Annotated in this window: 20 protein-coding genes, 1 tRNA gene and 1 pseudogene; 6 read left to right on the plus strand and 16 right to left on the minus strand. The window is 71.9% G+C overall.

Annotated features, from left to right (window positions below; genetic code table 11):
• The 8 genes and pseudogenes from R2N01_RS05245 to R2N01_RS05280 form a co-directional block, all read right to left on the minus strand.
• Nucleotides 1-1,488: pseudogene (locus R2N01_RS05245) on the minus strand (transcription-repair coupling factor); the annotation flags it as partial.
• A 73-nt stretch (nucleotides 1,489-1,561) separates the two neighbouring features.
• Nucleotides 1,562-2,971: an amino acid permease gene (locus R2N01_RS05250; protein WP_316669172.1), complete on the minus strand. Its 1,410-nt coding sequence runs from the start codon at nucleotides 2,969-2,971 to the stop codon at nucleotides 1,562-1,564.
• A 7-nt stretch (nucleotides 2,972-2,978) separates the two neighbouring features.
• The gene (locus R2N01_RS05255) at nucleotides 2,979-4,382 is read right to left on the minus strand and encodes an amino acid permease (protein ID WP_316669174.1); all 1,404 of its coding nucleotides are present in this window, start codon (nucleotides 4,380-4,382) and stop codon (nucleotides 2,979-2,981) included.
• 8 nt (nucleotides 4,383-4,390) lie between these two features.
• On the minus strand, nucleotides 4,391-4,981 hold the full coding sequence (pth, locus tag R2N01_RS05260; protein WP_316669176.1) for an aminoacyl-tRNA hydrolase: 591 nt from the start codon (nucleotides 4,979-4,981) through the stop codon (nucleotides 4,391-4,393).
• Nucleotides 4,982-5,072: 91 nt separating this feature from the next.
• Complete coding sequence (locus R2N01_RS05265; protein WP_316669178.1) at nucleotides 5,073-5,681, minus strand: 50S ribosomal protein L25/general stress protein Ctc; 609 nt, start codon at nucleotides 5,679-5,681, stop codon at nucleotides 5,073-5,075.
• Nucleotides 5,682-5,855: 174 nt separating this feature from the next.
• Nucleotides 5,856-6,836, minus strand: coding sequence for a ribose-phosphate diphosphokinase (locus R2N01_RS05270; RefSeq protein WP_316669181.1), 981 nt, complete (start codon nucleotides 6,834-6,836; stop codon nucleotides 5,856-5,858).
• Between the two features lie 62 nt (nucleotides 6,837-6,898).
• Nucleotides 6,899-8,419 (minus strand): bifunctional UDP-N-acetylglucosamine diphosphorylase/glucosamine-1-phosphate N-acetyltransferase GlmU, encoded by a 1,521-nt coding sequence (gene glmU, locus R2N01_RS05275; RefSeq protein ID WP_316669183.1) that lies wholly within the window; start codon nucleotides 8,417-8,419, stop codon nucleotides 6,899-6,901.
• Between the two features lie 126 nt (nucleotides 8,420-8,545).
• Nucleotides 8,546-8,624: transfer RNA gene (locus tag R2N01_RS05280), tRNA-Gln, on the minus strand.
• A gap of 108 nt (nucleotides 8,625-8,732) precedes the next feature.
• Between R2N01_RS05280 and pyrB the strand changes: the two genes are divergently transcribed.
• The 4 genes from pyrB (at nucleotide 8,733) to R2N01_RS05300 (ending at nucleotide 11,320) form a co-directional block, all read left to right on the plus strand.
• A complete protein-coding gene (gene pyrB, locus R2N01_RS05285; RefSeq protein ID WP_316669185.1) occupies nucleotides 8,733-9,779 on the plus strand; it encodes an aspartate carbamoyltransferase in 1,047 nt (348 codons plus the stop codon).
• A 97-nt stretch (nucleotides 9,780-9,876) separates the two neighbouring features.
• Nucleotides 9,877-10,491: a TetR/AcrR family transcriptional regulator gene (locus R2N01_RS05290; RefSeq protein ID WP_316669188.1), complete on the plus strand. Its 615-nt coding sequence runs from the start codon at nucleotides 9,877-9,879 to the stop codon at nucleotides 10,489-10,491.
• Nucleotides 10,492-10,684: 193 nt separating this feature from the next.
• Nucleotides 10,685-10,957, plus strand: coding sequence for a DUF2330 domain-containing protein (locus R2N01_RS05295; RefSeq protein ID WP_316669190.1), 273 nt, complete (start codon nucleotides 10,685-10,687; stop codon nucleotides 10,955-10,957).
• A 234-nt stretch (nucleotides 10,958-11,191) separates the two neighbouring features.
• On the plus strand, nucleotides 11,192-11,320 hold the full coding sequence (locus tag R2N01_RS05300; protein WP_316669192.1) for a hypothetical protein: 129 nt from the start codon (nucleotides 11,192-11,194) through the stop codon (nucleotides 11,318-11,320).
• A gap of 18 nt (nucleotides 11,321-11,338) precedes the next feature.
• Here the strand turns inward: R2N01_RS05300 and R2N01_RS05305 are convergent, their stop codons facing one another.
• The 8 genes from R2N01_RS05305 to R2N01_RS05335 all read right to left on the minus strand — a co-directional run bounded on the left by R2N01_RS05305 (nucleotide 11,339) and on the right by R2N01_RS05335 (nucleotide 19,729).
• On the minus strand, nucleotides 11,339-11,875 hold the full coding sequence (locus tag R2N01_RS05305; RefSeq protein ID WP_316669194.1) for a MarR family winged helix-turn-helix transcriptional regulator: 537 nt from the start codon (nucleotides 11,873-11,875) through the stop codon (nucleotides 11,339-11,341).
• A 637-nt stretch (nucleotides 11,876-12,512) separates the two neighbouring features.
• Nucleotides 12,513-13,013 carry a DUF3995 domain-containing protein gene (locus R2N01_RS11410; protein WP_399553240.1) on the minus strand — a complete coding sequence of 167 codons (501 nt, stop codon included), beginning with the start codon at nucleotides 13,011-13,013 and terminating at the stop codon, nucleotides 12,513-12,515.
• A 78-nt stretch (nucleotides 13,014-13,091) separates the two neighbouring features.
• The gene (locus tag R2N01_RS05310; RefSeq protein WP_316669196.1) at nucleotides 13,092-13,214 is read right to left on the minus strand and encodes a hypothetical protein; all 123 of its coding nucleotides are present in this window, start codon (nucleotides 13,212-13,214) and stop codon (nucleotides 13,092-13,094) included.
• Nucleotides 13,215-13,446: 232 nt separating this feature from the next.
• On the minus strand, nucleotides 13,447-14,475 hold the full coding sequence (locus R2N01_RS05315; RefSeq protein ID WP_316669198.1) for a 4-(cytidine 5'-diphospho)-2-C-methyl-D-erythritol kinase: 1,029 nt from the start codon (nucleotides 14,473-14,475) through the stop codon (nucleotides 13,447-13,449).
• Nucleotides 14,472-15,353, minus strand: a complete 882-nt coding sequence (gene rsmA / locus R2N01_RS05320) for a 16S rRNA (adenine(1518)-N(6)/adenine(1519)-N(6))-dimethyltransferase RsmA (RefSeq protein WP_316669200.1) — start codon at nucleotides 15,351-15,353, stop codon at nucleotides 14,472-14,474. The genes R2N01_RS05315 and rsmA overlap by 4 nt, the downstream gene beginning before the upstream one ends.
• Nucleotide 15,354: 1 nt before the next feature.
• The gene (locus R2N01_RS05325) at nucleotides 15,355-16,239 is read right to left on the minus strand and encodes a TatD family hydrolase (RefSeq protein WP_316669226.1); all 885 of its coding nucleotides are present in this window, start codon (nucleotides 16,237-16,239) and stop codon (nucleotides 15,355-15,357) included.
• A gap of 100 nt (nucleotides 16,240-16,339) precedes the next feature.
• Nucleotides 16,340-17,197, minus strand: a complete 858-nt coding sequence (gene rsmI, locus R2N01_RS05330; RefSeq protein WP_316669202.1) for a 16S rRNA (cytidine(1402)-2'-O)-methyltransferase — start codon at nucleotides 17,195-17,197, stop codon at nucleotides 16,340-16,342.
• Nucleotides 17,198-17,350: 153 nt separating this feature from the next.
• Nucleotides 17,351-19,729, minus strand: coding sequence for a glycosyl hydrolase family 95 catalytic domain-containing protein (locus R2N01_RS05335; protein ID WP_316669204.1), 2,379 nt, complete (start codon nucleotides 19,727-19,729; stop codon nucleotides 17,351-17,353).
• Between the two features lie 284 nt (nucleotides 19,730-20,013).
• Between R2N01_RS05335 and R2N01_RS05340 the strand changes: the two genes are divergently transcribed.
• Both R2N01_RS05340 and R2N01_RS05345 read left to right on the plus strand, forming a co-directional pair.
• Nucleotides 20,014-21,579 carry a phospholipid carrier-dependent glycosyltransferase gene (locus tag R2N01_RS05340; RefSeq protein WP_316669228.1) on the plus strand — a complete coding sequence of 522 codons (1,566 nt, stop codon included), beginning with the start codon at nucleotides 20,014-20,016 and terminating at the stop codon, nucleotides 21,577-21,579.
• A 152-nt stretch (nucleotides 21,580-21,731) separates the two neighbouring features.
• Nucleotides 21,732-23,216: a solute carrier family 23 protein gene (locus tag R2N01_RS05345; RefSeq protein ID WP_316669206.1), complete on the plus strand. Its 1,485-nt coding sequence runs from the start codon at nucleotides 21,732-21,734 to the stop codon at nucleotides 23,214-23,216.
• Nucleotides 23,217-23,262 lie beyond the last annotated feature (46 nt).

Genomic DNA, 23,262 nt, shown 5'->3' on the forward strand with positions numbered 1-23,262 from the left:
TTCGCCCGAGGGATCCGGACGGCGACGATGGAGCGGGACCGGGAGGTCGACCCGACCAAAGCCCGCCGCGGGGGGGGGTGCGCGCACGCCGGGCCGCCGTCGTGAGGTGACGACCGCCCCCCCACGGCGCTCCGGGCCGCGGGGCAGCTCGTCGGCCACGTGGGCGCCGATGTCGTGGTCGGCGAGCAGTTCGGCCATGCGGGCGGCCAGGCCCCTGCCCTCGACGCTGAACACGACGCGCCAGCCGCGCGCCAGGTCGCCCTCGACGGCGGCGAGGGCGGTCTCGGTGTCGCCGCGCCAGGCGGGCATGGGTTCCAGGCCGAGACTGAGGCCGGCCCCTTCCCCGGCCTGCCCGGCCGGCAGGTCGATGCGCGTGCCGCCCTCGACGACGGGGGCCGCAGCGAACTGGGAGAGGCCCCACCATGCCTGGCCGCGGGCCAGCGCGCGGGCGCGCACCTCGGGCAGCTCGCGGTAGGCGGAGGCCGCCAGGTCGATGGGCGTCCTGCCGCCGGAGGCGGCCGCGGCCCAGGAGGCGTTCAGGAACTCCTGGCTGGTGCGCACCAGGTCGTCGGCGCGGGCGCGGACGAGTTCGGGGTCGACGACCAGTACGAGGGTGTCGGGGGCCATCACGTCGGTGAGCAGTTCCAGCTCGTCGACGAGCGCCGGCGTGAGGGCCTCCATGCCCTCGCAGACCTGGCCCTGGGCGATCCTCTCCAGCAGCTCGGACAGCTCCGGGTGGTCCTCGACCAGCGCGGCGGCGCGGGCCCGCACGGCCGGGGTGATCAGCAGTTCGCGGCAGGGCGCGGCGGTGAACTCGTCCAGGGCCTCCTCGGTGGAGCGTTGATCGGCGACGGTGAAGTAACGCATCTCGTCGACGGTGTCGCCGAAGAAGTCGATGCGCACCGGATGGTCGTAGGTGGGCGCGAAGACGTCGACGATACCGCCGCGCACGGCGAACTCGCCGCGGTGCTCCACCAGGTCGACGCGGTTGTAGGCTGCGCCGACGAGGTCGGCCTCGAGCCGGGCCGGCTCGTAGTCCTCGCCCGTGCGCAGGTGCACCGGGGCCAGTTCGGCCAGCCCCTTCACCTGGGGCTGGAGCACCGACCGGACGGGGGCGACGACGACGGCCGGGGCGGGCCGTTCGTCGCGGCCGGCCAGGCGGCGCAGCACCGCCAGGCGCCGGCCCACGGTGTCGGAGCGCGGGCTCAGGCGCTCGTGGGGCAGGGTCTCCCAGGCCGGGTAGAAGGCCACCCGGTCGTCACCGAGCAGACTCGACACCTGGTCGACGACCGACTCGGCCTCGCGGAAGGTGGAGGTGACCACGAGCACCGGCCGACGGGTGCGCCCGGCGAGACCCGCCACCAGCAGGGGGCAGGCGGCGGAGGGGCCTGCGATGTCGAGGGCCTCGACGCCGGCGCGCGCCTGCTCGATGGCGTCGGCAACACCGGGATCCGCAGCAACAGAATCGATGAGACCGCACAGATTCACCCGGCGAGTCTACCCGGGCCGCGCACGGGGCGTGACGACGAGGCGGCGACGGCACCGTGGTGCGCGCGCAGCGTCAAGCGTCGACCGCGGTGCTCGCCGACTGGGGCCGATCCCCGGGTCCGGGCGCCCGGCGGGCCCTCACGCGGCGCTTGATCTCATAGGCCGCCAGCAGGACCACGAGCCAGGCCGGGCCGACGACGACGGCGACGCGGTAGCTGGGGCTGAAACCGAGCAGCACGACGATGAAGGCCAGGAAGGCGAGCGCGATCCACGTGGTGGCCGGGTGACCGGGCATGCGGAAGACGGTCTTCCCGCCCGCGTGGACGAGGCTGGCGCGGAACTTCGTGTGGGTGATGAGGATGAGCACCCAGGAGACGACCACGGCGATCGTGGCGACGGCCATGATGTAGACGAAGACGCCGCCGGGGAACAGATAGTTGAGCAGCACCGTCGTGCCCGTGCAGACCGCTGAGACGAGCACGCCCGCCCACGGGGAGCCGTGGCGGTTCGTGCTCGCCAGGAACTCGGGCGCGTTGCCCTGCTGGGCCAGCGAGTACATCATGCGGCCGTTCGAGTACAGGAACGAGTTGAACGCCGAGACCGCGGCGGTGAGCACCACGAAGTTGAGGATGTGGGCGGCCCCCGCGACACCGAGCCTGGAGAAGATCGTCACGAGCGGGCTGCCGCTGGTGCCCAGCTGGTTCCACGGGAACAGGGCCACCATGACGGTGATCGCGCCCACGTAGAAGACGAGGATGCGGTAGACGACGCCGTTGACGGCCCTGGGGATCGTCCGGCCCGGGTCGTCGGCCTCGCCCGCGGTGATGCCGATCAGCTCGACGCCGCCGAAGCTGAACATCACCACGACCAGGCCCATCAGCACACCGTGCAGGCCGTTGGGCGCGAAGCCGCCGATGGCCCACAGGTTGGAGACGCCGATCGGCCGTCCGCCGATGCCGGTGAAGATGAGCAGCAGGCCGCCGACGATCATGCCGCCGATGGCCGCGACCTTGATGATGGCCAGCCAGAACTCGACCTCGCCGTAGGCCTTCACCGTGACGAGGTTGACCGCGGTGACGACGACCAGGAAGACCGCCGAGGTGACCCACGTGGGCACCTGCGGCAGCCAGAACTGGACGTACTCCCCCACCACCGACAGCTCGGCCATCGACACGACGAGGTAGTTGAACCAGTAGTTCCAGCCGGCGACGAAGCCGGCCCGCTCGCTCCAGTACTGGTAGGCGTAGTCGCTGAACGATCCGGGCCGGGGCCGGTGCACGCTCATCTCGCCGAGGGCCCGCATGATGAGGAAGATGATCGCCCCGCCCACGAGGTAGCAGGCGATGATGGCCGGCCCGGCCCGGCCGATCGACTCGCCCGAACCGTAGAACAGCCCCGTGCCGATCGCCCCGCCCAGGGCGATGAGCTGGATGTGACGATTCTTCAGACCGCGGCGCAGGCCCCTGCCGCCCTCGGTGGTCATCGATGGCTCATTCACAGGACTGCACCCTCACCTTGATCTGGTAGACGACGAACAGGACGATCAGCCAGATCGGCCCGACGACGAGCGCGATCCGGTAGCTGGGGATGAAGGCCATGAGCACGACGAGCATCGCCATGAAGGCGAGCACCAGCCAGCTGGTGACCGGGCTGCCGGGCATCCGGAATCCGGCAGAGGCCTCGCCCGAGGCCTTCATGCGGGTGCGGAACTTCATGCCGGTGATGATGATCATCGTCCAGTTGATGATGGCGGCGATCGTCGTGACCGCCATGACGTAGAGGAAGACCGTGTCGGGGAACAGGTAGGTGAGCACCACGGCGACGACGGTGACGCCCGACGAGACGAGGACGCCCGCGTAGGGCGCTCCGAAACGGTTCGTCCGCCCCAGCACGGCCGGCGCATTGCGCTGCCGGGAGAGGCTGTGGAGCATGCGCCCGTTGGAGTACAGGCCGGAGTTGTAGGCCGACACGGCCGCGGTGAGCACCACGACGTTGAGGATGTGGGCCGCGCCGGCGATGCCCAGGCCCGAGAAGATCGTCACGAGCGGGCTGCCGGCGGTGCCGAGCCGGTCCCAGGGGAAGAGCGCGACGATGACCGCGACGGTGCCGACGTAGAAGATGAGGATCCGGTAGACGACCTGGTTGATCGCCCTGGGGATCGTCTTCCTCGGCTCGTCGGCCTCGCCCGCGGTGATGCCGATCAGCTCGACGCCGCCGAAGCTGAACATCACCACGACCAGGCCCGTCAGCATGCCGGTAACGCCGTTCGGGAGGAAACCGCCGTGCACCCACATGTTCGAGACGCCGACCGGGTGGCCGCCGTTGCCGATACCGGTGAAGACGATGAGGGCGCCGCCGATGATCATGGCGACGATGGCCGCGACCTTGACGATGGCCAGCCAGAACTCGATCTCGCCGTAGGCCCTGACCTCCACCATGTTGACGGCGGTGATGATCACGACGAAGACGGCCGCGGAGGCCCAGGCGGGCACGCCGGGGAACCAGAACTGCACGTACCTGCCCACGACGGTCAGCTCGGCCATCTGGACGCCGATGTAGTTGAACCAGTAGTTCCAGCCGGACACGAAGCCGGCCCGCTCGCTCCAGTACTGATAGGCGTAGTAGCTGAATGCCCCCGAGGTGGGCGTGTGCACGCTCATCTCACCGAGGGCCCGCATCACCAGGAAGATGATGACGCCCCCCATGAGATAGCACAGCATGACGGCCGGCCCGGCCCGGCCGATCGACTCGCCCGAACCGTAGAACAGCCCCGTGCCGATCGCCCCGCCCAGGGCGATGAGCTGGATGTGACGATTCCTCAGACCGCGGCGCAGGCCCTCGTCACGCGGTAGCCCGGACCGGACGGGGGCAGCCGTCTCATTGATGGATGGCATCGACGTCCTCAACTGTTGTACCGGTTCTGCGCGGCGCTCAGACCGGAGATGATGATCGCCTCGACGGCGTCGGCGGCCTCGGCGACGATCACCGCCAGGGCGTCGCGCTCGCTCTTCGGGAAGCGTCCGAGCACGTAGTCGGCGCCCCCCTGATGGCCCGGCGGGCGGCCGATGCCGATGCGGACGCGGGTGAACTCGCCGGTGCCGAGATGGGCGCGGACCGACTTGAGGCCGTTGTGCCCGTTGTCGCCGCCGCCCCTCTTGAGACGCATGCGCCCCGGGTCGAGGTCGAGTTCGTCGTGGACGACGATGACGCGGTCGGCGCCGATGCGGCGGTAGTCGGCCAGGGGGCCGATGGCCCGGCCGGAGTCGTTCATGAAGGTCCGCGGCTTGACGACCAGCAGCCCCTGCCCGCCGGGGGCGCCGATCCCGGCGCTGCCGATGCGCGTGGTGACGACGTCGGCATGCATGCCGCGCGGCGCACTGAATCTCCCGCCCGCCCGGCGGGCCAGCTCGTCGGCGGCCATGAAACCGACGTTGTGCCTCGTCCAGGCGTACTGCGGGCCGGGATTGCCCAGGCCCGCCACGAGCCAGGTCATCAAAACCCCTCGGTCCGTGCGGCGGCCGGGGAAGGCGAAGGGGCGGGCCCGCATGCAGCGGGCCCGCCCCTGTCAGCCACGGCGAACAGGCTCACTCCGCGCCGTCCTCGGCGGCCCCGTCCTCGGCGCCCTCCTCGACCGCGGGCTCGGGCGGCTCCTCAGCGGCCGGGGCGGAGACCGACAGGACGAGGGCGTCGGCCGGGTCCTCGAGCTCCGAGCCGGGGGGCAGGGGGATCTCGCCCGCGGCGACCTGGGCGCCGATCTGCAGGCCCTCGACGGAGACCTCGATGCGGGCCGGAATGTTGGTGGCCTCGGCCTGCAGGGTCAGATGCGTGCGCTCCTCGTTGATGACGCCACCGGGGGCCGGGGCGCCGGCGAATTCGATCGGGACCTCGACGGTGACCTTCTCGCCGCGCTCCACGAGCAGCAGGTCGACGTGCCGCAGGAAGCCCTTGATGGGATCGCGCTGGATCTCCTTGGGCAGGGCCAGGCGGTCCTCGGCGCCGGCGACGCGCACGGTGAGCAGGGCGTTCTCCTGGCGCAGGGCCAGTAGGGCCTCGTGGCCCGGCAGGGTCAGGTGGACGGGATCGGCGCCGTGGCCGTACAGGACCGCGGGCACCTTGTCGGCCCGGCGGATGCGGCGGGCGGCGCCCTTGCCGAACTCGTCGCGCTCTTCGGCGTTGAGGATGATCTCAGCCATCTCGTTCTCCTTCATCGCGGCGCGGAAGCGCCTGGTGTGCGCCCGGGACGTGCCCGCGCGAAGCCTGGATCGGCGAGGCGGGGAGTCCTCGCGCGCGGAGCAGGAACCGGGCGCCAGTCGATCACGGCCTCATCCGGCCCTCGCCAAGCGACCCGCTAAGTATAGCGGGTGCTCTCAGGCGTTCCCGTTGGTGAACAGGCTCGCGACCGAGCCGTCGGTGAAGACCTCGGTAATGGCCCGGGCCAGCAGCGGGGCGATCGACAGCTGGGTCATCCTCGGAATGTCGATGCCCTCGGCCAGCGGCAGCGTGTTCGTGACGACGATCTCCTCGAACGGTGTCGCATTGAGGCGCTCCTGGGCCGGGCCCGACAGGATCGGGTGCGTGGCGGCGGCGATCACCCGGGCGGCGCCGTGCTCGAGCAGGGCCCGCGCGGCCTGGCAGATGGTGCCGGCCGTGTCGATCATGTCGTCCACGAGCAGGCAGGTGCGCCCGGCCACCTCGCCGACGACCTCGTGCACTTTCACCTGGTTGGCCCTGGTCGGGTCGTGCCGTTTGTGGATGATGGCCAGCGGGATGTGCAGGCGGTCGCTCCACTGGTCGGCCAGGCGCACACGCCCGGCGTCGGGGCTGACGACGATCATGTCCTGCCCGGAGTACTTCTTCTCGACGTAGTCGGCCAGGACCGGCAGGCCGGTGAGGTGGTCGAGCGGACCGTTGAAGAAGCCCTGGATCTGGGCGGCGTGCAAGTCGACCGACATGATGCGGTCGGCGCCGGCGGCGGCGAACAGGTCGGCCATGAGACGGGCCGAGATGGGCTCGCGACCCAGGTGCTTCTTGTCCTGGCGGGCGTAGGGGAAGCAGGGGGCGACGACGGTGATGCGCCTCGCCGAGGCGCGGCGCAGGGCGTCCACCATGATGAGCTGCTCCATGATCATCTCGTTGACGGGCGCCGGGTACGACTGGATGACGAAGGCGTCGCAGCCCCGTACCGATTCGTTGAAGCGCACGTAGATCTCGGAATTGGCGTAGGTGATCAGGCGCTGGGGGGCCAGTTCGACCTCCATGAGGTCGGCGACCCGCCGGGCGAGCTCCGGATATGCCCTGCCCGAGAAGAGCATCAGGTGCTTCTCGTCGGTGCGTTTGACCCCGGTCATCCCGCTGGTCCCCCTCCGTTCAGGCGGTGCCGCCGCTCGTGGATGCTGAAGGGCCCCGAGGCTCAGTGCCCGCTCTCGGCGCTCTTGGCGGCGTCCGCCTCAAGTACATCACGGCTGGCCTGGACGGCGGGGTGGATCCCCCCCTCGTGGGCGGCCGCGGACTGGTCCGCCTTGGTGCCCGGGCGGGTCCTGGCGACCCAGCCGTTCGAGACGTGCAGGTGCGAGCGGGCCACGCCCAGGGCGCCGGCCGGGACGTCCCGGGTGATCGCGGAACCGGCCGCGACGAAGGCGCCGTCGGCGACGTCGACCGGCGCCACGAGCACCGAGTTGGAGCCGATGAAGACGTCGTCGCCCAAGTGCGTCGTGGACTTGTGGGAGCCGTCGTAGTTGGCGAAGATCGTGCCGGCGCCGACATTGACGCCCTCGCCGAGGATCGCGTCGCCGCAGTAGGTCAGGTGGGGCACCTTGGAGCCGGCGCCGATACGGGCGTTCTTCGTCTCGACGAAGGTGCCGATCTTGCCGCCGGTGCCCAGCTCGGTGCCCGGGCGCAGGCGGGCCCACGGGCCGACATCGGTGTTCGGGCCGATAACGGCCAGCTCGCCATGGGTGCGGATGACGCGGGCGTCCTCCCCCACCTCCACGTCGCGCAGCGTCGTGTCGGGGCCGACGACGGCCCCGGTGGCGATGCTCGTGGCGCCGAGCAGCTGAGTACCGGGCAGGAGGGTGACATCGGGTTCGAGGGTGACGTCGTCCTCGATCCAGGTGGTGGCCGGGTCGGCGATGGTGACGCCCTCGCGCATCCAGTGCTCGCAGATGCGGCGGTTCATCTCCGCGCTCATGCGGGCCAGCTGGACGCGGTCGTTGACGCCCTCGGTCTGCCAGGCGTCGTCGGTCCGGTGGGCGCCGACGCGCCGCCCCGCGCCGACCGCGAAGCCGATGACGTCGGTCAGGTAGAGCTCGCCCTGGGCGTTGTCGGCGGTCAGGCCGGCCAGTCCCTCGCGCAGGGTGGCGGCGTCGAAGACGTAGATGCCGGAGTTGATCTCGCGGATGGCCGCCTCGTCGGGCGAGGCGTCGCGCTGCTCGACGATGCGCTCGAGGGCGCCGCCCGAGCGGACGACGCGCCCGTAGCCGGTCGGGTCGTCGACGAGGGCGGTGAGGATGGTGACGGCATTGGAGTCGGCGACGTGGGCGGCGACCAGTTCGGTCAGCGTGGCCCCCGAGAGCATCGGCACGTCGCCGTAGGTGACGACGACGGCGCCGCTCAGGTCGTCGGGCAGCACCGACAGGCCGGCGCGCACGGCGTCGCCGGTGCCGTTCTGGTGCTCCTGGACGGCGATGGACACGTCGGGGGCGACCTCGGCGAGGTGGGCCTGCACCTGTTCGCGCTCGTGGCCGACGACCACGACGAGGCTGTCGGGTTCGAGGGCCCCGGCGGCCTGGACGGCGTAGCTCAGCATGGGGCGGCCGGCCACGCGGTGCAGCAGCTTGGAGGTGCGCGACTTCATGCGCGTGCCGCCGCCCGCGGCCAGCACGATGACTGCCGAGACGCCGCTCCCCCGGGATGTGTGCGGATCAGTGGCCATGATTCCTCCTGAAGGCTGAAGGCCCCTGGGGCCCCGATTCCTCACTGAGCGGCCGGACCGGCCGCGCGGATTGCTCAGCGCCCGACCGCCCGTCCGCCGGGGCGGCGCGACCGGGGCGCCGTCGCGCTCCCTGGGCAGGAGTCGAACCTGCGTCGCTGATCCTGATTCAAAGTCAGGCGGGCCCTGCCGGCAGACCAACCAGGGAACGATCGCTCATCGGCGACCGCTGCCAAGTGTAGGACCAGCCGGTGAGGGGGGTCGAGTGTCCCGCCGGCACCGGCCCGGCGTCCGGCATCCTCTAGGCTGGTCTTCCGTGAGCACGGACACTCCTCCCACCGGTCCCCCGCCTCCCCCCTTCGGCCCCGGGCAGCACCTGCTGGGTGTCGGCCAGCTGGACCGGGGGTCCCTCGGCGGCCTCCTCGATCTCGCCGAGTCGCTGCGCCCGGTCGGCCGGGGCGAGCAGGTGTGCCGCGTCCTGACGGGCGCGAACCTGGGCAGCCTCTTCTTCGAGCCCAGCACCCGGACGCGGCTGTCCTTCGAGTCGGCCTTCCACCGCCTCGGGGGCTCGGTCGTCTCGACCACGGGCTTCACGTTCAGCTCGATGGCCAAGGGCGAGTCGATCCACGACACCGCCCGCGTCGTCTCCGGTTACTCGGACGCCCTGGTCGTGCGCCACCCCGACACCGGCTCGGTGGCCCGGTTCGCCGAGGCCTCCGTCGTGCCCGTCATCAACGCCGGCGACGGCTCGGGCGAGCATCCCAGCCAGTCCCTGCTCGACGTCTTCACCATGCGCGCCGAGCTGGCCGCCCGCGGCAAGTCGATCGACGGCGCGACGATCGCCGTCCTCGGCGATCTGCGCTACGGCCGTACCGTGCACTCGCTGCTGGCGATCCTCGGCCTGTTCGACGAGGTGGACTTCCGGGTCTTCGGCCCGCCGGCCCTCGCCCTGCCCGTCGAGTTCTTCGATCTGGTCCGCGCCAGTGGCAACTCGATCGTCGAGTGCGACTCGGTGCAGGAGGCCATCGCCCCGGCCGACGTCATCTACTGCACTCGCGTGCAGAAGGAGCGCCTGTCGGAGGAGGACGAGCAGGAGGTGCATCTGGAGGGCGACCTGCTCAACCGCGCCATCCTCGATGAGGCCGCCGGGCCCGAGTCGGTCATCATGCACCCGCTGCCGCGCGACTCGCGCCACGACTCCTTCGACCTGTCCCCCGACGTCGACGAGTGGCCCGGCCTGGCGATCTTCCGTCAGACCGACAACGGCCTGCTCATCCGCATGGCGATCTTCTCGGTCGCCCTCGGCGTCGCCGACCGCGTGCTGGAGGATCTGCGCCCGGCGCCCTGGCTGACCACGAGGTGACCCGGAACCGGCACGGCGGATCAGGCCTGCCCGGCCGGGCCGGGCAACCCGTAAACTCGTCCTCATGGGTCGGGCCGGGAACCGCAGGCGCACCAGGATGAGCAGCAGCGAGCGCCACGAGCAGCTGCTGTGCGTGGCGCGCTCGCTCTTCGCCGAACGCGGCTTCGACGGCACCAGCGTCGAGGAGATCGCCTCGCACGCCGAGGTGAGCAAACCCGTCGTCTACGAGCATTTCGGCTCGAAGGACGGGCTCTACGCGATCGTCGCCGACCGCGAGCTGCGCACCCTGGACGACGCGGTCATGGCGGCCATAGCCAAGCCGTCGACGAGCTACCGCGGGGTCATCGAACGCGGCACGCTCGCACTGCTCAGCTACATCGACGAGCGTCCCGAGGGCTTCCGCATCATCTCCCGCGACTCCCCCATCGGCTCCACGAGCGGCTCGTTCGCCCTGATCCTGGACCACATCGCCGACAAGGTCGAGGACCTGCTGCGCCCGCCGCTCATCCGCCGCGGCTACGACCCGGCACTGGCCGGCGTCTACGCGCACGGCCTGGTCGGCATGGTCGGATCGGCCGGGCTGGCCTGGGTGGACCGCCGCGAGCCCGACAAGGAGCGCGTCGCCGCCGAGCTGGTGAACCTGGCCTGGAACGGCCTGGCGAGCATGGAGCACGTCCCCAAGCTCATCAGCCGCACCCGGGCCGGGGGCTGAGGCCCGGCCCGGGACCCGCCAGGAGGGCCGGGCGGGCGGACGCTCCATTCTGCAGCGTGTCGTTCTGTGGCTCTGCAGCGTGTCGTTCTGTGGCGTGTCGGCATGCCTGCAACGGCGCCCCCCATCCACGCCCCGCCGGCACGGTCCGGCATCCGCGCTCCTGCGCCTTCTCATCGTACTGGCCGTCTCGGGCGTGCTCTGGTTCGCGCCGCGCCCGGCCGCGGCCTGCGCGTGCGGGGCCGTCGTCGACGACTCGGGCAGCGCCGTCACCGGCGAGACGAGCGTCGTGAGCCGGGACGGCTCGCACGAGACGATCACGATGCTCATTGGCATGGGCTCGAGCGCCTCCGACGTCGCCTGGATCATGCCCGCGCCGGCCGGCACCACCATCGAGCTGGGCTCCACCAGCACCATCGCATCGCTGGGGGAGGACTCGCGGCCCCGCATCGAGTACGTCAAGGACTGAACCCCCAGGATCCCCGTCCCGGGCTCCCGGGCCGGCAGCGGCGCCGACGAGCCGCTCGACCTGCTGTTCTCGGGCCGGATGCCGGCCTCGCACGCCGGGATGGACACGGGCCCCGACGGCTCGGACCAGGTCTGGCCGACGGCCTACGGGGCAGCCTGAGCCCCGGGTCGATCACCGACGACTTCGCCTTCGCCCGAGCCTCCTCCGACGAGTCCTACCAGCAGGTCATCACGCATGCGGACCCCGCCCCCGGGCGAGCTGCCGGGCCTGGCGCTCCTGCTGTCCATACCGCTCACGGCGCTGGTCGTCGTCATCGTCGTGGTCGTCCGGGCGACCACGCGCAGCCGGCGAGCACGCGCCTGAACCGGTGGTCACGGCGGGCTAGCGGATCTTCTCCTGAGCGGTCAGGAGAAGGCGCAGTTGCCCGACGAGCCCCTCACGGTCGAGGTCGAGTCCGGCGAGCATGCGCGACTCGACCACGACAAGGCTCTCGATGGCCGCGTCCACGTGCTCGAGACCGAGCGGGGTGAGCTCGACCATCCTGCTGCGCAGGTCGTGCGGGTCGGCGTGACGGGTGATCATGCCGCGTCCGGCCAAATGGTCGAGGCGGTTCGTCATGGTGCCGCTCGTGACGCGGTTGTCGCGGATGAGATGACCGACGCCGGCCCGGTAGGGGGCGCCGAGTTTGCGCAGCGCCGACAGGACATCGAACTCCCAGACGGTCAGGCCGTGCCCGGCGTAGGCCTCGGCGCGCTCCTTGACCAGGGCTGCGGCAAGGCGGGAGATGCGCGACCATATCTCGAGGCTGGAGACGTCCAGTTCGGGGCGCTCGCGCCGCCAGTCCGCGACCAGCTCGTCGACCTCATCGCCCCCACCGGCGCTCACCGCGCCTTGGTCCGCCCGCATCTCCCGGTCCACGCACCCGATTCTTCCAGCACGCCGACGGGGGCAGCAAACGGTCTTGCTGAACCGCCTCGGCGGGGATCGGCTGAACGATGGCGTGCGGGGGTCCGGCCCGACCCCGGGAAAGGGGACCGTGGTCAACACGATCGAACCGCCGGACGGCAGGATGATCGATCCTGCGACTGGGCAGATCACCGATCGGGGATCTTGCCGGGCGACTGCTCGCGCGAGCGCGAGGAGCAGGGGCATGAGCCCGGCCGGCTCACGAAGAACACGCCCGAGACCGCGTGGAACGCGGAACCGACCGGGCACCCCGATCACGAGCACGGCGGAAGGCCACCGGGGAACTCGCCGGATGGTCCAACAGGCCGCTGGACGCGCTCCGTCCGGCGGCCCCCGATCGACGCGATCGTCATCGAGACGCCCGACGGGCAGGGACCGCAGCACCCCTCAAGCCCGGCAGGCCCTCGAATCCGCCGCAGACGCCCTGTCGGCACATCCCCCGGCACCGTCACAGCAATCCTCGGGCCCATACCCACCTGCCCTCACAAGACAAGCCGCACCCCCAATCCTCGGACCAATGGATGATTTCGTTTTGTGCCGGCTCCAGCATAATCCAAGTTCATCCACACCGTCCCACGGACAAGTTCCATCATCTTGCACTGCTCCGCCCCCCGGAAAAGCGATGCATGTAAATCAGGGTCGCAAGGATGATCAGACCCCCGCCCACCCAGAACTGAGGCATCCAAACCAACATCCTCATCCACCGATAAGTGTTCATGTCGCCCTTCAGGATCAAGGGAATGCCGGGGACGCTGGAATACAATCCATATACAACCATTATGATGCCAGACGTAAGACCAAATGATACGTACAGCCAATGGGGGACGGGGAGCAGACCGGGTCGATTCATCAAATACCCGAACAAAGCGAAACACAACTTGACAACACCCGTGCAGAACACAAGAAGTACTATCCACAGCGGCCGCTCAGCGGCAAGCGCGAGCCCCTCACCCCTGACCGCCGTATTCAGCAGCCAGCGCCCGCCGAGCGACCAATACATACTTATCGACCCGAAGAGGATCCACCATACGGTTGCCACAATCCCTGGGTAATTACGCAGCGCTGCACCCCTCCCAGAGCCGAACATCATGTACTCCTTTCGATGACCTCGAAACGACGGCTTCTTGTCTCATGCCATTCGGCGCCATCGCCGATCCCGCGTCGCTCCTCATGCTGAATCAATCGACTCCAGCGCCTCGATGAGAAGTTTACCAAGCGCACTCATAACAGAGTTCACGGATGGGACGGCACGATCGAAGAAAGTACCGACATGCCCGGAGAGGATCTTCATCGCGCCTCCGAGGGGGCTGGGACCGGCATCATCGCAGACACGGCCGGGCGCACCGAGAAGACCGTGCGGGGCGGCCGGCCGGCGGGCCACGAGGATGCGTCCGGGCCGAGTTCCGGGGCGCCCCGGCCCTGCACGACGCCATGAGGATCCGGTTCGACGCCCGGTACCGGTCCGGCTCCTCCCGCCGGCCGCTCATGCGCCTCCACGGCACGAGCCTCGAGGCGCCCGGAGGTCATCTGAAGTCCGTGTCCTCCGCCGGCCCCAGCGCCCCGGGCGCCGCGCCGGTAGCGGTGAGCACGGCGGTCACCTCGGGCGACCCGCGCAGGACCGCGGCGACGTCTGCGGCGGAGGACCCGTCGGCGCACAGGAAGGCGCAGGTGGGGCCCGATCCCGAGACGATCCCGGCCAGGGCGCCGGCCCCCCGGCCGGCGGCCAGGGTCCCGGCCAGCTCCGGGTACAGGTCCAGTGCCGCCTGCTGCAGGTCGTTGACCAGCAGGGCCGCCGCCGCCGCCGCGTCCCCCCTCGCCAGCGCGTCGATGAGATCGGCGGGGTGGACGCGTTCGGCGCTCATCGGAACACTCGTGCCGGCGGCGACGCGCTCGTCGAAGCGGCCGTAGACGGTGGGCGTCGGCAGGCCGCGCCGAGCGGCGGCCAGGACCCAGTGCAGTGGCCCGCCGCACACGAGGGGCTCGAGCCGCTCGCCCCGCCCGGTGCCCAGGGCCGTGCCGCCGAGCAGTGAGAAGGAGACATCCGAGCCCAGCGCGGCGGCCAGCTCGAAGAGCTCCCCGTCGCCCACGTCCAGGTCCCACAGGCGGGCGGCGCCGACCAGGGCCGCCGCGCAGTCGGCGGAGCCGCCGGCCATGCCGCCGGCCACGGGAATGGACTTGTCGATCGCGATGCGGGCACCCATTCCGGGGCTGCCGAAACGGTCGCGGACGGCCGCCACGGCGCGCACGGCGAGGTTCGTCTCGTCATCGGCCACATGGCGGGCGTACCCGCCGCGGGTGGTGACGCTGATGCGTCCGGGCTGATCGGTGAGGCTCAGCCGGTCGCGCAGGGAGACCGCGTGGAAGACAGTCGAGAGCCGGTGGAAGCCGTCGCCGCCCCTGGTCGCGACCCGCAGTACCAGATTGATCTTGGCCGGGGCGCTGACCCGCACCCACCGGCCGCCCGGCGCCCCGGCGGGGACCTCCCGGACCGGATCGGCGCAGGAGCCGGGGGGCGGCCCGGCGGCGGGCCCTTCGAGGAATTCGCCGCTCATGACCGGCTCCCCGCTCGTAGCGCGCCGGCGCCGGCCGCGACCAGCCGTTCGGCCACGGCCGCGAAGTCCCCGATGCCGAGCCTCTCACCGCGCGTGGTCGGATCGAGACCCGCCGCCTCGACGGCCGCCGAGGCTGCGGCCGGGCCCCCGGCGAGACCGGACAGGGCGGTGCGCAGCATCTTGCGGCGCTGGGAGAATGCGGCGTCCACCACGGCGAACACCTGCCCGCGGGTGGCGCTGGTGGCCGGCGGCCCGTGGCGGGTGATCCCGACCAGGCCGGAGTCGACCTTCGGCACGGGCCAGAAGACCCCGGGCGGCACGGTGCCGACGCGGCGCGCGGTGCCGTACCAGGCGAGCTTGGCGCTGGGGACGCCGTAGGCCCTCGACCCTGGGGCCGCGACGAGACGGTCGGCCACCTCCAGCTGGACCATGACCAGGCCGGCCCGCCAGGACCGCGACAGCTCGAGCATGTGCAGCAGCACCGGGACCGAGACGCCGTAGGGGAGGTTCGCGACGAGTCTGGTGGGCGCGGGCCCGGGGACCGCCGCCAGGTCGAGGGCGTCCGAGCAGACGATCCGCAGGCGGTCGGCGGCCCCGGGCTGGTGCGCGGCGACGGTCGCCGGCAGCAGCCCGGCGAGGCGCGGGTCGATCTCGACGGCGGTCACCGAGGCGCCCGTCCCGAGCAGGCCGAGGGTGAGCGAGCCCAGGCCGGGCCCTATCTCGAGAACGGTGTCCCCGCCCGTCACGCCGCCGAGAGCTACGATGCGGCGCACCGTGTTGGCGTCCACGACGAAGTTCTGGCCGAGCGCCTTGGTGGGGCGCAGGCCGATCCGCCCGGCGTACTCGCGGATCGAGCGGGGGTCGAGGAGTCTCCCCATGTCAGGTCTCCCCCGTCGAGGCGCCGGGGCCCCACGGGCCGTACGCGGCGAGGGTGTTGGCGGTGATCCGCGCGCAGAAGTCGCCGAGCGCGGACTCGTCGCCGGCGTCGACGCCCTTCACGCCGGCGATGAAGCGCAACGTCGTGGGCATCAGGTAGGGCGCGTTCGGACGCCCGCGCAGGGGCACGGGCGTCAAGTAGGGGGCGTCCGTCTCGACGAGGATGCGGTCGAGCGGCGTGGCGGCCAGGGCCTCGCGCAGGGCGCCGTTGGGCTTGAAGGTGACAGCCCCGCCGAAGCTGAGCCAGACGTCCCCGCGGCCCGCGCCCCCGGCCAGGCATGCGCGGGCGAAGCCGGCGTCGCCGCTGAAGCAGTGCAGGACGGTGCGCTCGGGCCAGCCCTGCCCGTCGAGCACGCGCAGGACGTCGGCGTGGGCGTCGCGATCGTGGATCACCAGGGCGCGGCCGGTGGCGGACGCGATCCGGATGTGCCGGGCGAAGGACCACCGTTGCACCGCCCTGCCGGCCTCGTCGCGGGTGCGGAAGTAGTCCAGACCGGTCTCGCCGATGGCGCGGACCCGGTCGTGGGCGAGGGCCAGCTCGGCGATCCGGTCGATCCGGCCCTCGAGCTCGCCGTCGCCCTTGTCGGCGGCGAGCCGGGCCGCGTCGTTGGGATGGATGGCCACGGCCGCGACGACCTGCTCATGGACGGCGGCGAACCGGGCGGCCCAGCGCGAGTCGGCCAGGTCGCAGCCCACCTGGACGAGGCGGTCGATGCCGACGGCGGCGGAGGCGGCGAGGCTCAGTCCGGCAGGCAGCCCCGAGCAAGCGGCCGTGGCATCGACATGGGTGTGGTTGTCGATGCAGCGCTCGGGCAGCGGCGCCGGCATCGGCGGCAGTCCGAGGCGCGCCAGCTCGGCGGCGATCTCATCGGGGTTCACGCTGGACATTGTCGCGCATCCGGCCGCCCGGTGCGGCGGGGGCTCGCGCTCACGACCCGCCCCGGGCGGCCAGGGCGGCCTGGTACAGGGCCCTCCTGCGGACGCCGGTGGCGGCGGCGACCAGCCCGACGGCGGAGCTGAGGGGCTCCCCGGCCGCGATGCGCTCGTCCACCCGGGCGAGGGCCTCGTCCAGGCCGCCGCCGGTATCGGGGGGACGGCCGGCGATGACGATCGTCGTCTCGCCGCGGGCGTGCTCCGCGGCCCAGCCGCGCAACCGCGCCAAGGGCCCGCGGATGACGTCCTCCCACGGCTTGGTGAGTTCGCGGCACAGTGCGCCGGCCCGGCCCGGCCCGAGGGCGCTCACCGCATCGTCCAGGAAGCCGGTGAGCCGGTGCGGGGCCTCGAAGAAGACCATGGTGCGCTCCTCGGCGCCGAGGGCGGCCAGGCGCCTGCGGCGCGGGCCGCCGGTGCGCGGCAGGAAGCCTTCGAAGCAGAACCGGTCGCAGGCCAGGCCCGAGACGGCGAGGGCGGTCGTCACGGCGGAGGGCCCGGGCACGCTCGTCACCCGGATGCCCGCCTCGATGGCCGCCCTGACGAGACGGAACCCCGGATCGGAAACCGACGGCATGCCGGCGTCGGTGGCCACGACGACGACCGCGCCGCCGACCAGTTCGCGCACCAGGCGCGGGGTGCGCTCGGCCTCGTTGCCCTCGAAGTAGCTGACGATGCGGGCGTTCGTCTCGACGCCGGTGCGGGCCAGCAGGGTGCGCAGCAGGCGGGTGTCCTCGGCGGCGATGATGTCGGCCTCGGCGAGGGCCCGGCGCAGCTGCGGGGAGGCCTGGGAGGAGTCCCCGATGGGCGTTCCGGCCAGGACGACGGTGCCCGGCGCCGTCTCGTGGGGGCTCACGGCGGTCGGCCCCCGGCTTGCTCGTGTGCTCGCTCACCTGCACGACGATAGCCATCCGGTCCGGGCCGGGCCGCCGCGACCGCAGGGGCGGGTCCCTCCGGGAAGCGCTCGGCCGGGATCTCGATAACGGGCCGCCGCGACCGCAGGGGCGGGTCAGACCGTGGGCAGCCCCGACAGGGTCATCGATATGCCGGTGCCGATGCTGACCGCCGGTGCGCCCGCGGTCAGCTCCGCGCGGCGGGCGCGGCCCTCGCGGGTGATGACGTAGCTGCGGCCGTCGGCCACCTGGAAGCTGAGCAGATTGCGGTTGCGGTTCCAGGCCGCCACCTGCGCGAACTGGACCGGGGCGCCGGCGTCGTCGGTGATGGTGAAGCGGCCGTTCTCGGCCTCCACCTGCATCGCGCAGCCGAAATTGGGGGTGATGCGCGCGCCGGTGAGCTGGTTCTCGTCCCAGGTGACGTCGACCCGGTGGCCGCCGACGGCGCGCAGGCCGCGCGCCGAGCCCTTCGGCCAGCGGGCGGGCAGGGCGGCGAGCAGGCGGATGACGCCGGCATCGTCCCCGACGAGCATCTCGGCCAGGGCGCCGGGCAGCGCCAGGGAGGCCGGCAGCTGGAGGACGGCGCCGGGCATCTGCGGCTCGCTGCCCAGCGTCAGCAGGGACGAGGAGCTGAGCTGACCGGTCAGGCGCGTCAGCGCGCGAGCGGCCAGGGCCTCGTCGCCCAGGCGCGCCGCCATGGCCAGGATCCGGGCCTGGCCCGCGGCGGTGCGTCCCGCGCCGTGAGCGATCCCGGCCTCGAGCGTGCGGCGCGCGGCGCCGACCATCGCCGGGTCGGTGTGGTTGATGCGCCTGCCGGGGAAGAGGCCGTACAGATGCAGCAGCGAGTCCGATCCGGTGCCCCGCCCGGAGGTCCAGCGCTCGCCCCACCGGGCGATGACGCCGTCGACGACGGGGACGGGGGCCAGGTGGGCGAGAGCGCCGCGCACCTGTTCGGCGAGCGCCACGTCCAGGCCGTGCGGCTGCTCCCCGGCCAGGGCCAGGTAGTGCTCGAAGACCTCGGCGATGACCTCGCGGTCGATCGTCGAGCCCGCCGCGACGCGGAGAGCGTCGGTGCCGGACCGCGGCTGGCCGGGGGCGACCGAGGGGCTGGCGACCAGGTCGTCGTCAGGGCCCAGGACGAGCAGGTCGAGGGCGAAGCGGGCCGCCATGCGGTGCACCTGCAGGGCGCGGTCGATGTCGCCGGTGAACAGGGCGTGCTCGTACAGGCAGGAGGCCAGGCTCGGCAGGGCACCGAGCCAGTGGCTCTGGCGAGTGCGCGAGATCCTCGCGCTCGAGGCGCGCCACAGATCGATGCGCTCGAAGACGACGGCGCCGGAGAAGCCGAAGTTCTTCCAGGCGCGGTCGCGACCGGTCTGCGCCAGCTCGGAGACCATGCGGCGCAGCGGGGCGGCGCATTCGGGCAGGCCGAGTTTCTCGGCGGACCAGTAACTCATCTGCAGGCTCGCGTCGGCCCGGTAGGCCTCGCCGGCCGGGCGCGCACGGGCGTTCCACAGCCCTTGGGCGTGCACGGGCTGGGAGCCGGGCCGCGAGGACGAGATGAGCAGGTACTTGCCCAGGTGGAAGACCAGCTCATCGGTCGCGCCGCGCCAGGACTCGGACAGGTCCAGGTTGCTGCGGTCGAACAGGGCGCGGTAGTCGGCGACGTGCTCGGCGTGCAGCTCGTCGGTACTGCGGCTCATCGCGCGGCGCACCCGGTAGCGGGCCACGTGCTCGAGGGCCGAGGCGTCGCCCGAGGGCCGCCGGTTCCAGGAGGTGAAGCCGCTCTCGGCGGCGACGATCAGGCGAGGGCCCTCGCCGGTGGTCTGGACGACCGCGGCGACGGCGAAGGCCATGCCGGCCCGGACGCTGCCGTCCGCCTCGGGCAGCTCGGTGCCGTAGCGGACGGGCTCGTCGGTACGGGCGTCGGCGGGCACGCGGGAGGCGAAGGTCAGCCACAGCACCTGCCCCTCGCGCCAGGTGCGGACGCTTCCGTGGTGGGGGCTGCGCATGGTCGGGACCTTGAGCGCGCCCCGGCCGTCCCACTGGGCGACGAGCGCGCCGGCCGGCGCGCTGACGAAGGAGCGCAGCACGTTGCCGCGCACGGTGGTGGTCATGGTGGCGTTCTGCAGGTCGAGCTCGCGGCTGTACCCGCGGGTGCGCAGGCCGGGCGCGTACTCCCAGCGCAGCGCGCCGACCGGCTGGCAGGTCTGGACCGCGGGCGCGACGGTCATCCGGGCCGCCAGCTCCTCGGCCCGCCCGAGATCGCCCGACGCGATCGCTGCGCGCAGGGCGGGCAGGAGCATCGCGGCGTCGGCACGACCGCCGTCGCCCGCCGTGTCGGCGGCGGGGCCGCCCGACCACAGGGCGTCGAGCGACAGCTCGAGGATCTCGGCGCCGATGCCGCCGTGCGCAACGGCACCGAGGTGCCCATTGCCCAGCAGAAAGGCGTCGCGCGGGTTCGTGGCCGGCTCGTCCAGAATGATCCGGTATCGCATGCGGGGCCTCCTCGTGGAGCACGCTGGCATCACGATACTCAGCGGCGCTGTGACGAGTCACTTCCAGCACCTGCCGGCAGGAACCGCCCCGGCAGGGGCCGACGCACGTCCGCTTCCAGGCCCGCCCGGGTCCTGACTACGGGTGAGGCACCGCCGCCCGCCCGGGCGGTTCCCCCGACCGGTAGTCACGGCGTTGCACCGCGGTGTTTAGCATTGGGCCCGTGAATTCACTCCCGAGCCCGGCCACGACGGGCGCCCTCCCGCGCGGGCATGGCCTGCGGCCAGTGCTGCCGTCCACCATCGAGCGCCTCGACGAGGCCGCCGTCCTCACGCCGGACGAGGCCCGCAGTTGGCTGGTGACCGCCGCCCTGGTCGTCCTCGGCTTCGTCATCCGGATCGTCGACATCGGCCGCCCGGCGCACATCGAGTTCGACGAGACCTACTACGCCAAGGACGCCTGGACGCTGCTGCACCTGGGCTACGAGGGCACCTGGGGCTCCGACGCGAACGACCAGATCGCCGCCGGCAACGTGGACGGCTGGAGCGACGTCGGCTCGTTCATCGTCCACCCCCAGCTCGGCAAGTGGCTCATCGCGGCCGGCGAGAAGCTCTTCGGCATGACGCCCTTCGGCTGGCGCTTCGCCTCGCTGGTCTTCGGCTGCCTGCTGATCGGCGCCGTCGTGCGCATGGCGCGCCGTCTGGGCAGGTCCACCCTGGTGGGCGCCCTGGCCGGCTTCCTCATCGTCGTCGACGGCCTCAGCTTCGTGATGAGCCGCATCGCGCTGCTCGACATCTTCGAGGCCTTCTTCACCGTCGCGGCCGTCGGCTGCTGGCTGGCCGACCGCGACTGGTTCCGGCACAGGCTGGCCGATCACCTGCGCGCCGGCGGTCTGCTCAACCTGGGCGGCGGCTACGGCCCGCTCCTGCTGTGGCGCCCCTGGCGCCTGGCCAGCGGCCTGCTCTTCGGGGCGGCCTGCGGCTGCAAGTGGAACGCCGTCTACGTCATCGCCGTCTTCTGCGTCCTCAGCCTGGTCCACGACTACCGTGCGCGTCGGATGGCGGGCGCCGGCGAGCGGGCCATCCACAGTGTCTGGCGCGACGGCGTCGGCGCATTCGTCTACCTCGTCGTGGCGGCCTTCGCCGTCTACCTGGTCACCTGGACGAGCTGGCTGCTCAGCGACGGCGGCTACGACCGCCAGTGGGGCGCCCAGCACCCGACCGACCGCGTCACGCAGCTCCTCGGCAACGCCCTGGGCAGCCTGTGGCACTACCACTACGACATCTACGCCTTCCATACCGGCGATTGGATCGCCTCGCAGACCCACACCTATGACGCGAAACCCGCCGGCTGGCCGATCATGGCGCGCGTCATCGGCATCGACGCCGTCAACAACATCCAGCCGGGCCAGGACGGCTGCACCGCCGTGGGCGACACCTGCCTGCGCGTCATCTCCGGCGCCGGGACCCCCTTCCTGTGGTGGTTCGCGTGCCTGGCGGTCATCGTCGGCCTGTTCCTCTGGATCGGCGGGCGTCAGTGGAACCATTGCGTGCCGATCGTGGCCGCGGCGTCCACCTGGCTCATGTGGTTCCCCAGCTCGGACCGTCCGACCTTCTTCTTCTACGCGATCATGCTCATCCCGTTCACGACGACCGTGCTGGCGCTGGTCCTGGGCAGGATCCTCGGGCCGGCCGATGCGCCACCGCCGCGGCGCAGACGGGGCGCCCTGATCGTCACGGCGGTGACGGTGATCATCGTGGCGAACTTCATCTTCATCTACCCGATCCTCACCGACGCCCTCATGACACGGCGCCAGTGGCTCATGCGCATGTGGTTCACCACCTGGATCTGAGGGCCGCCGCAGCCGGGGCCTCGGGCGCCACTGGCCGAAGAGGACCCTCCGTCTCCCGGCCCGTCCCCTACACTGTTGCGGGCCGCACCCGTTCAGCACCCGTTCGACGGCGGGGAACCGGGGCGGCATTGCTGCGTACAGGAGGGCGAGCAGTGATCTGGAAACTGCACGACAACGGCGAGCTGGGGCCGGGCGAGGTCGTCGCCCCGGACGAACGACTCGGCTGGGGCAAGACGATCGGGCTCGGCGCCCAGCACGTGGTGGCCATGTTCGGCGCCACCTTCGTGTTCCCGGTGCTGATGGGCCTGAACCCGCAGCTCGCGGTCATGATGAGCGGCGTCTCGACCCTCGTCTTCATCGTCGTCACCAAGCACGAGGTGCCCAGCTACCTGGGTTCCTCGGCCGCCTTTCCCGGCGTCGCCACCGCCATCTACGCCGCGGGCGGCAAGCCCAGCGACGTCTCAGGCGCCCTGTTCTGCGTCGGCGTGACGCTGTTCATGTGCGGCCTGGTCATCCACTTCGCCGGCTCGCGCGTCATCGGGCGGGTCCTGCCGCCGGTCGTCACCGGCGCCGTCGTCATGCTCATCGGCTTCAACCTGGCGCCGACCGTCGCCGAGTCCTACTGGCCGAAGGACCAGTGGACCGGTCTGGCCACGATGATCGTCGTCGTGGTGCTGTCGGTGGCCCCGCGCGGTTTCCTGTCGCGCGTGGCGATCTTCGTCGCCATGGTCTTCGGCTACGCGCTGAGCTGGGCGGAGGACATCGTCCTCGGCCCCATCGCCCGGGCCGACGGCACCACCGCGCCGCGCGTGGACTGGTCGGGCGTGGCCGCCGCCAAGTGGATCGGCCTGCCCCCGGTCACCGACCTGGCCGGCTGGAGGTACCTCGTCAACGCGGACGGCACCGGAAGCTACGCCGCGACGAACGTCGTCGGCTTCCACCTGCCCACCTTCCGCCCGGCGTTCATCCTGCTGGCCCTGCCCGTCGTCATCGCCCTGATCGCGGAGAACACCGGTCATGTGAAGGCCGTATCCGAGATGACCGGCAGGAATCTCGACCACCAGATGGGCAGGGCCATCGCCGCCGACGGCGCCACCTCGATGCTGGCCACGCTGGCCGGCGCCGGCCCGACGACGACCTATGCCGAGAACATCGGCGTCATGGCCGCCACCCGCGTCTACTCGACGGCCGCCTACTCGGTGGCGGCCGTCGCCGCCATCCTGTTCGGCTTCAGCCCGAAGTTCGGCGCCATCATCTCGGCCACGCCATCGGGCGTCCTGGGCGGCATCTGCGTCGTCCTGTACGGCATGATCGGCCTGCTCGGCGCGAAGATCTGGAAGGAGAACCGGGTCGACTTCGGCAACCCGCTCAACCTCGTCCCGGTGGCCGCCGGCCTCATCATCGGCATCGGCGACGTCTCGCTGCGGTTCAGCGGCGACTTCACCCTCGGCGGCATCGCGCTCGGCACGATCGTCACCGTCGGCGTCTACCACCTGGCCCGCCGGCTGGCCCCCAGGGAGCTCGTCAGGGCCGCCGGCACCGGCGTGATCGTCGACGCCCCGGGCGCCTACCGCTCCCGGCCGGCGATCCCGCCGGCGAGCAGGGCCACGAGGAGCGCAGAGCCCGGGCGGCCCTGAGCGGCCGGTACCGGTCCGGCGGCGGGCCATGGATCGCGCCGGAGCC

This window comes from uncultured Propionibacterium sp., assembly GCF_963539965.1.
GTDB lineage: Bacteria > Actinomycetota > Actinomycetes > Propionibacteriales > Propionibacteriaceae > Propionibacterium.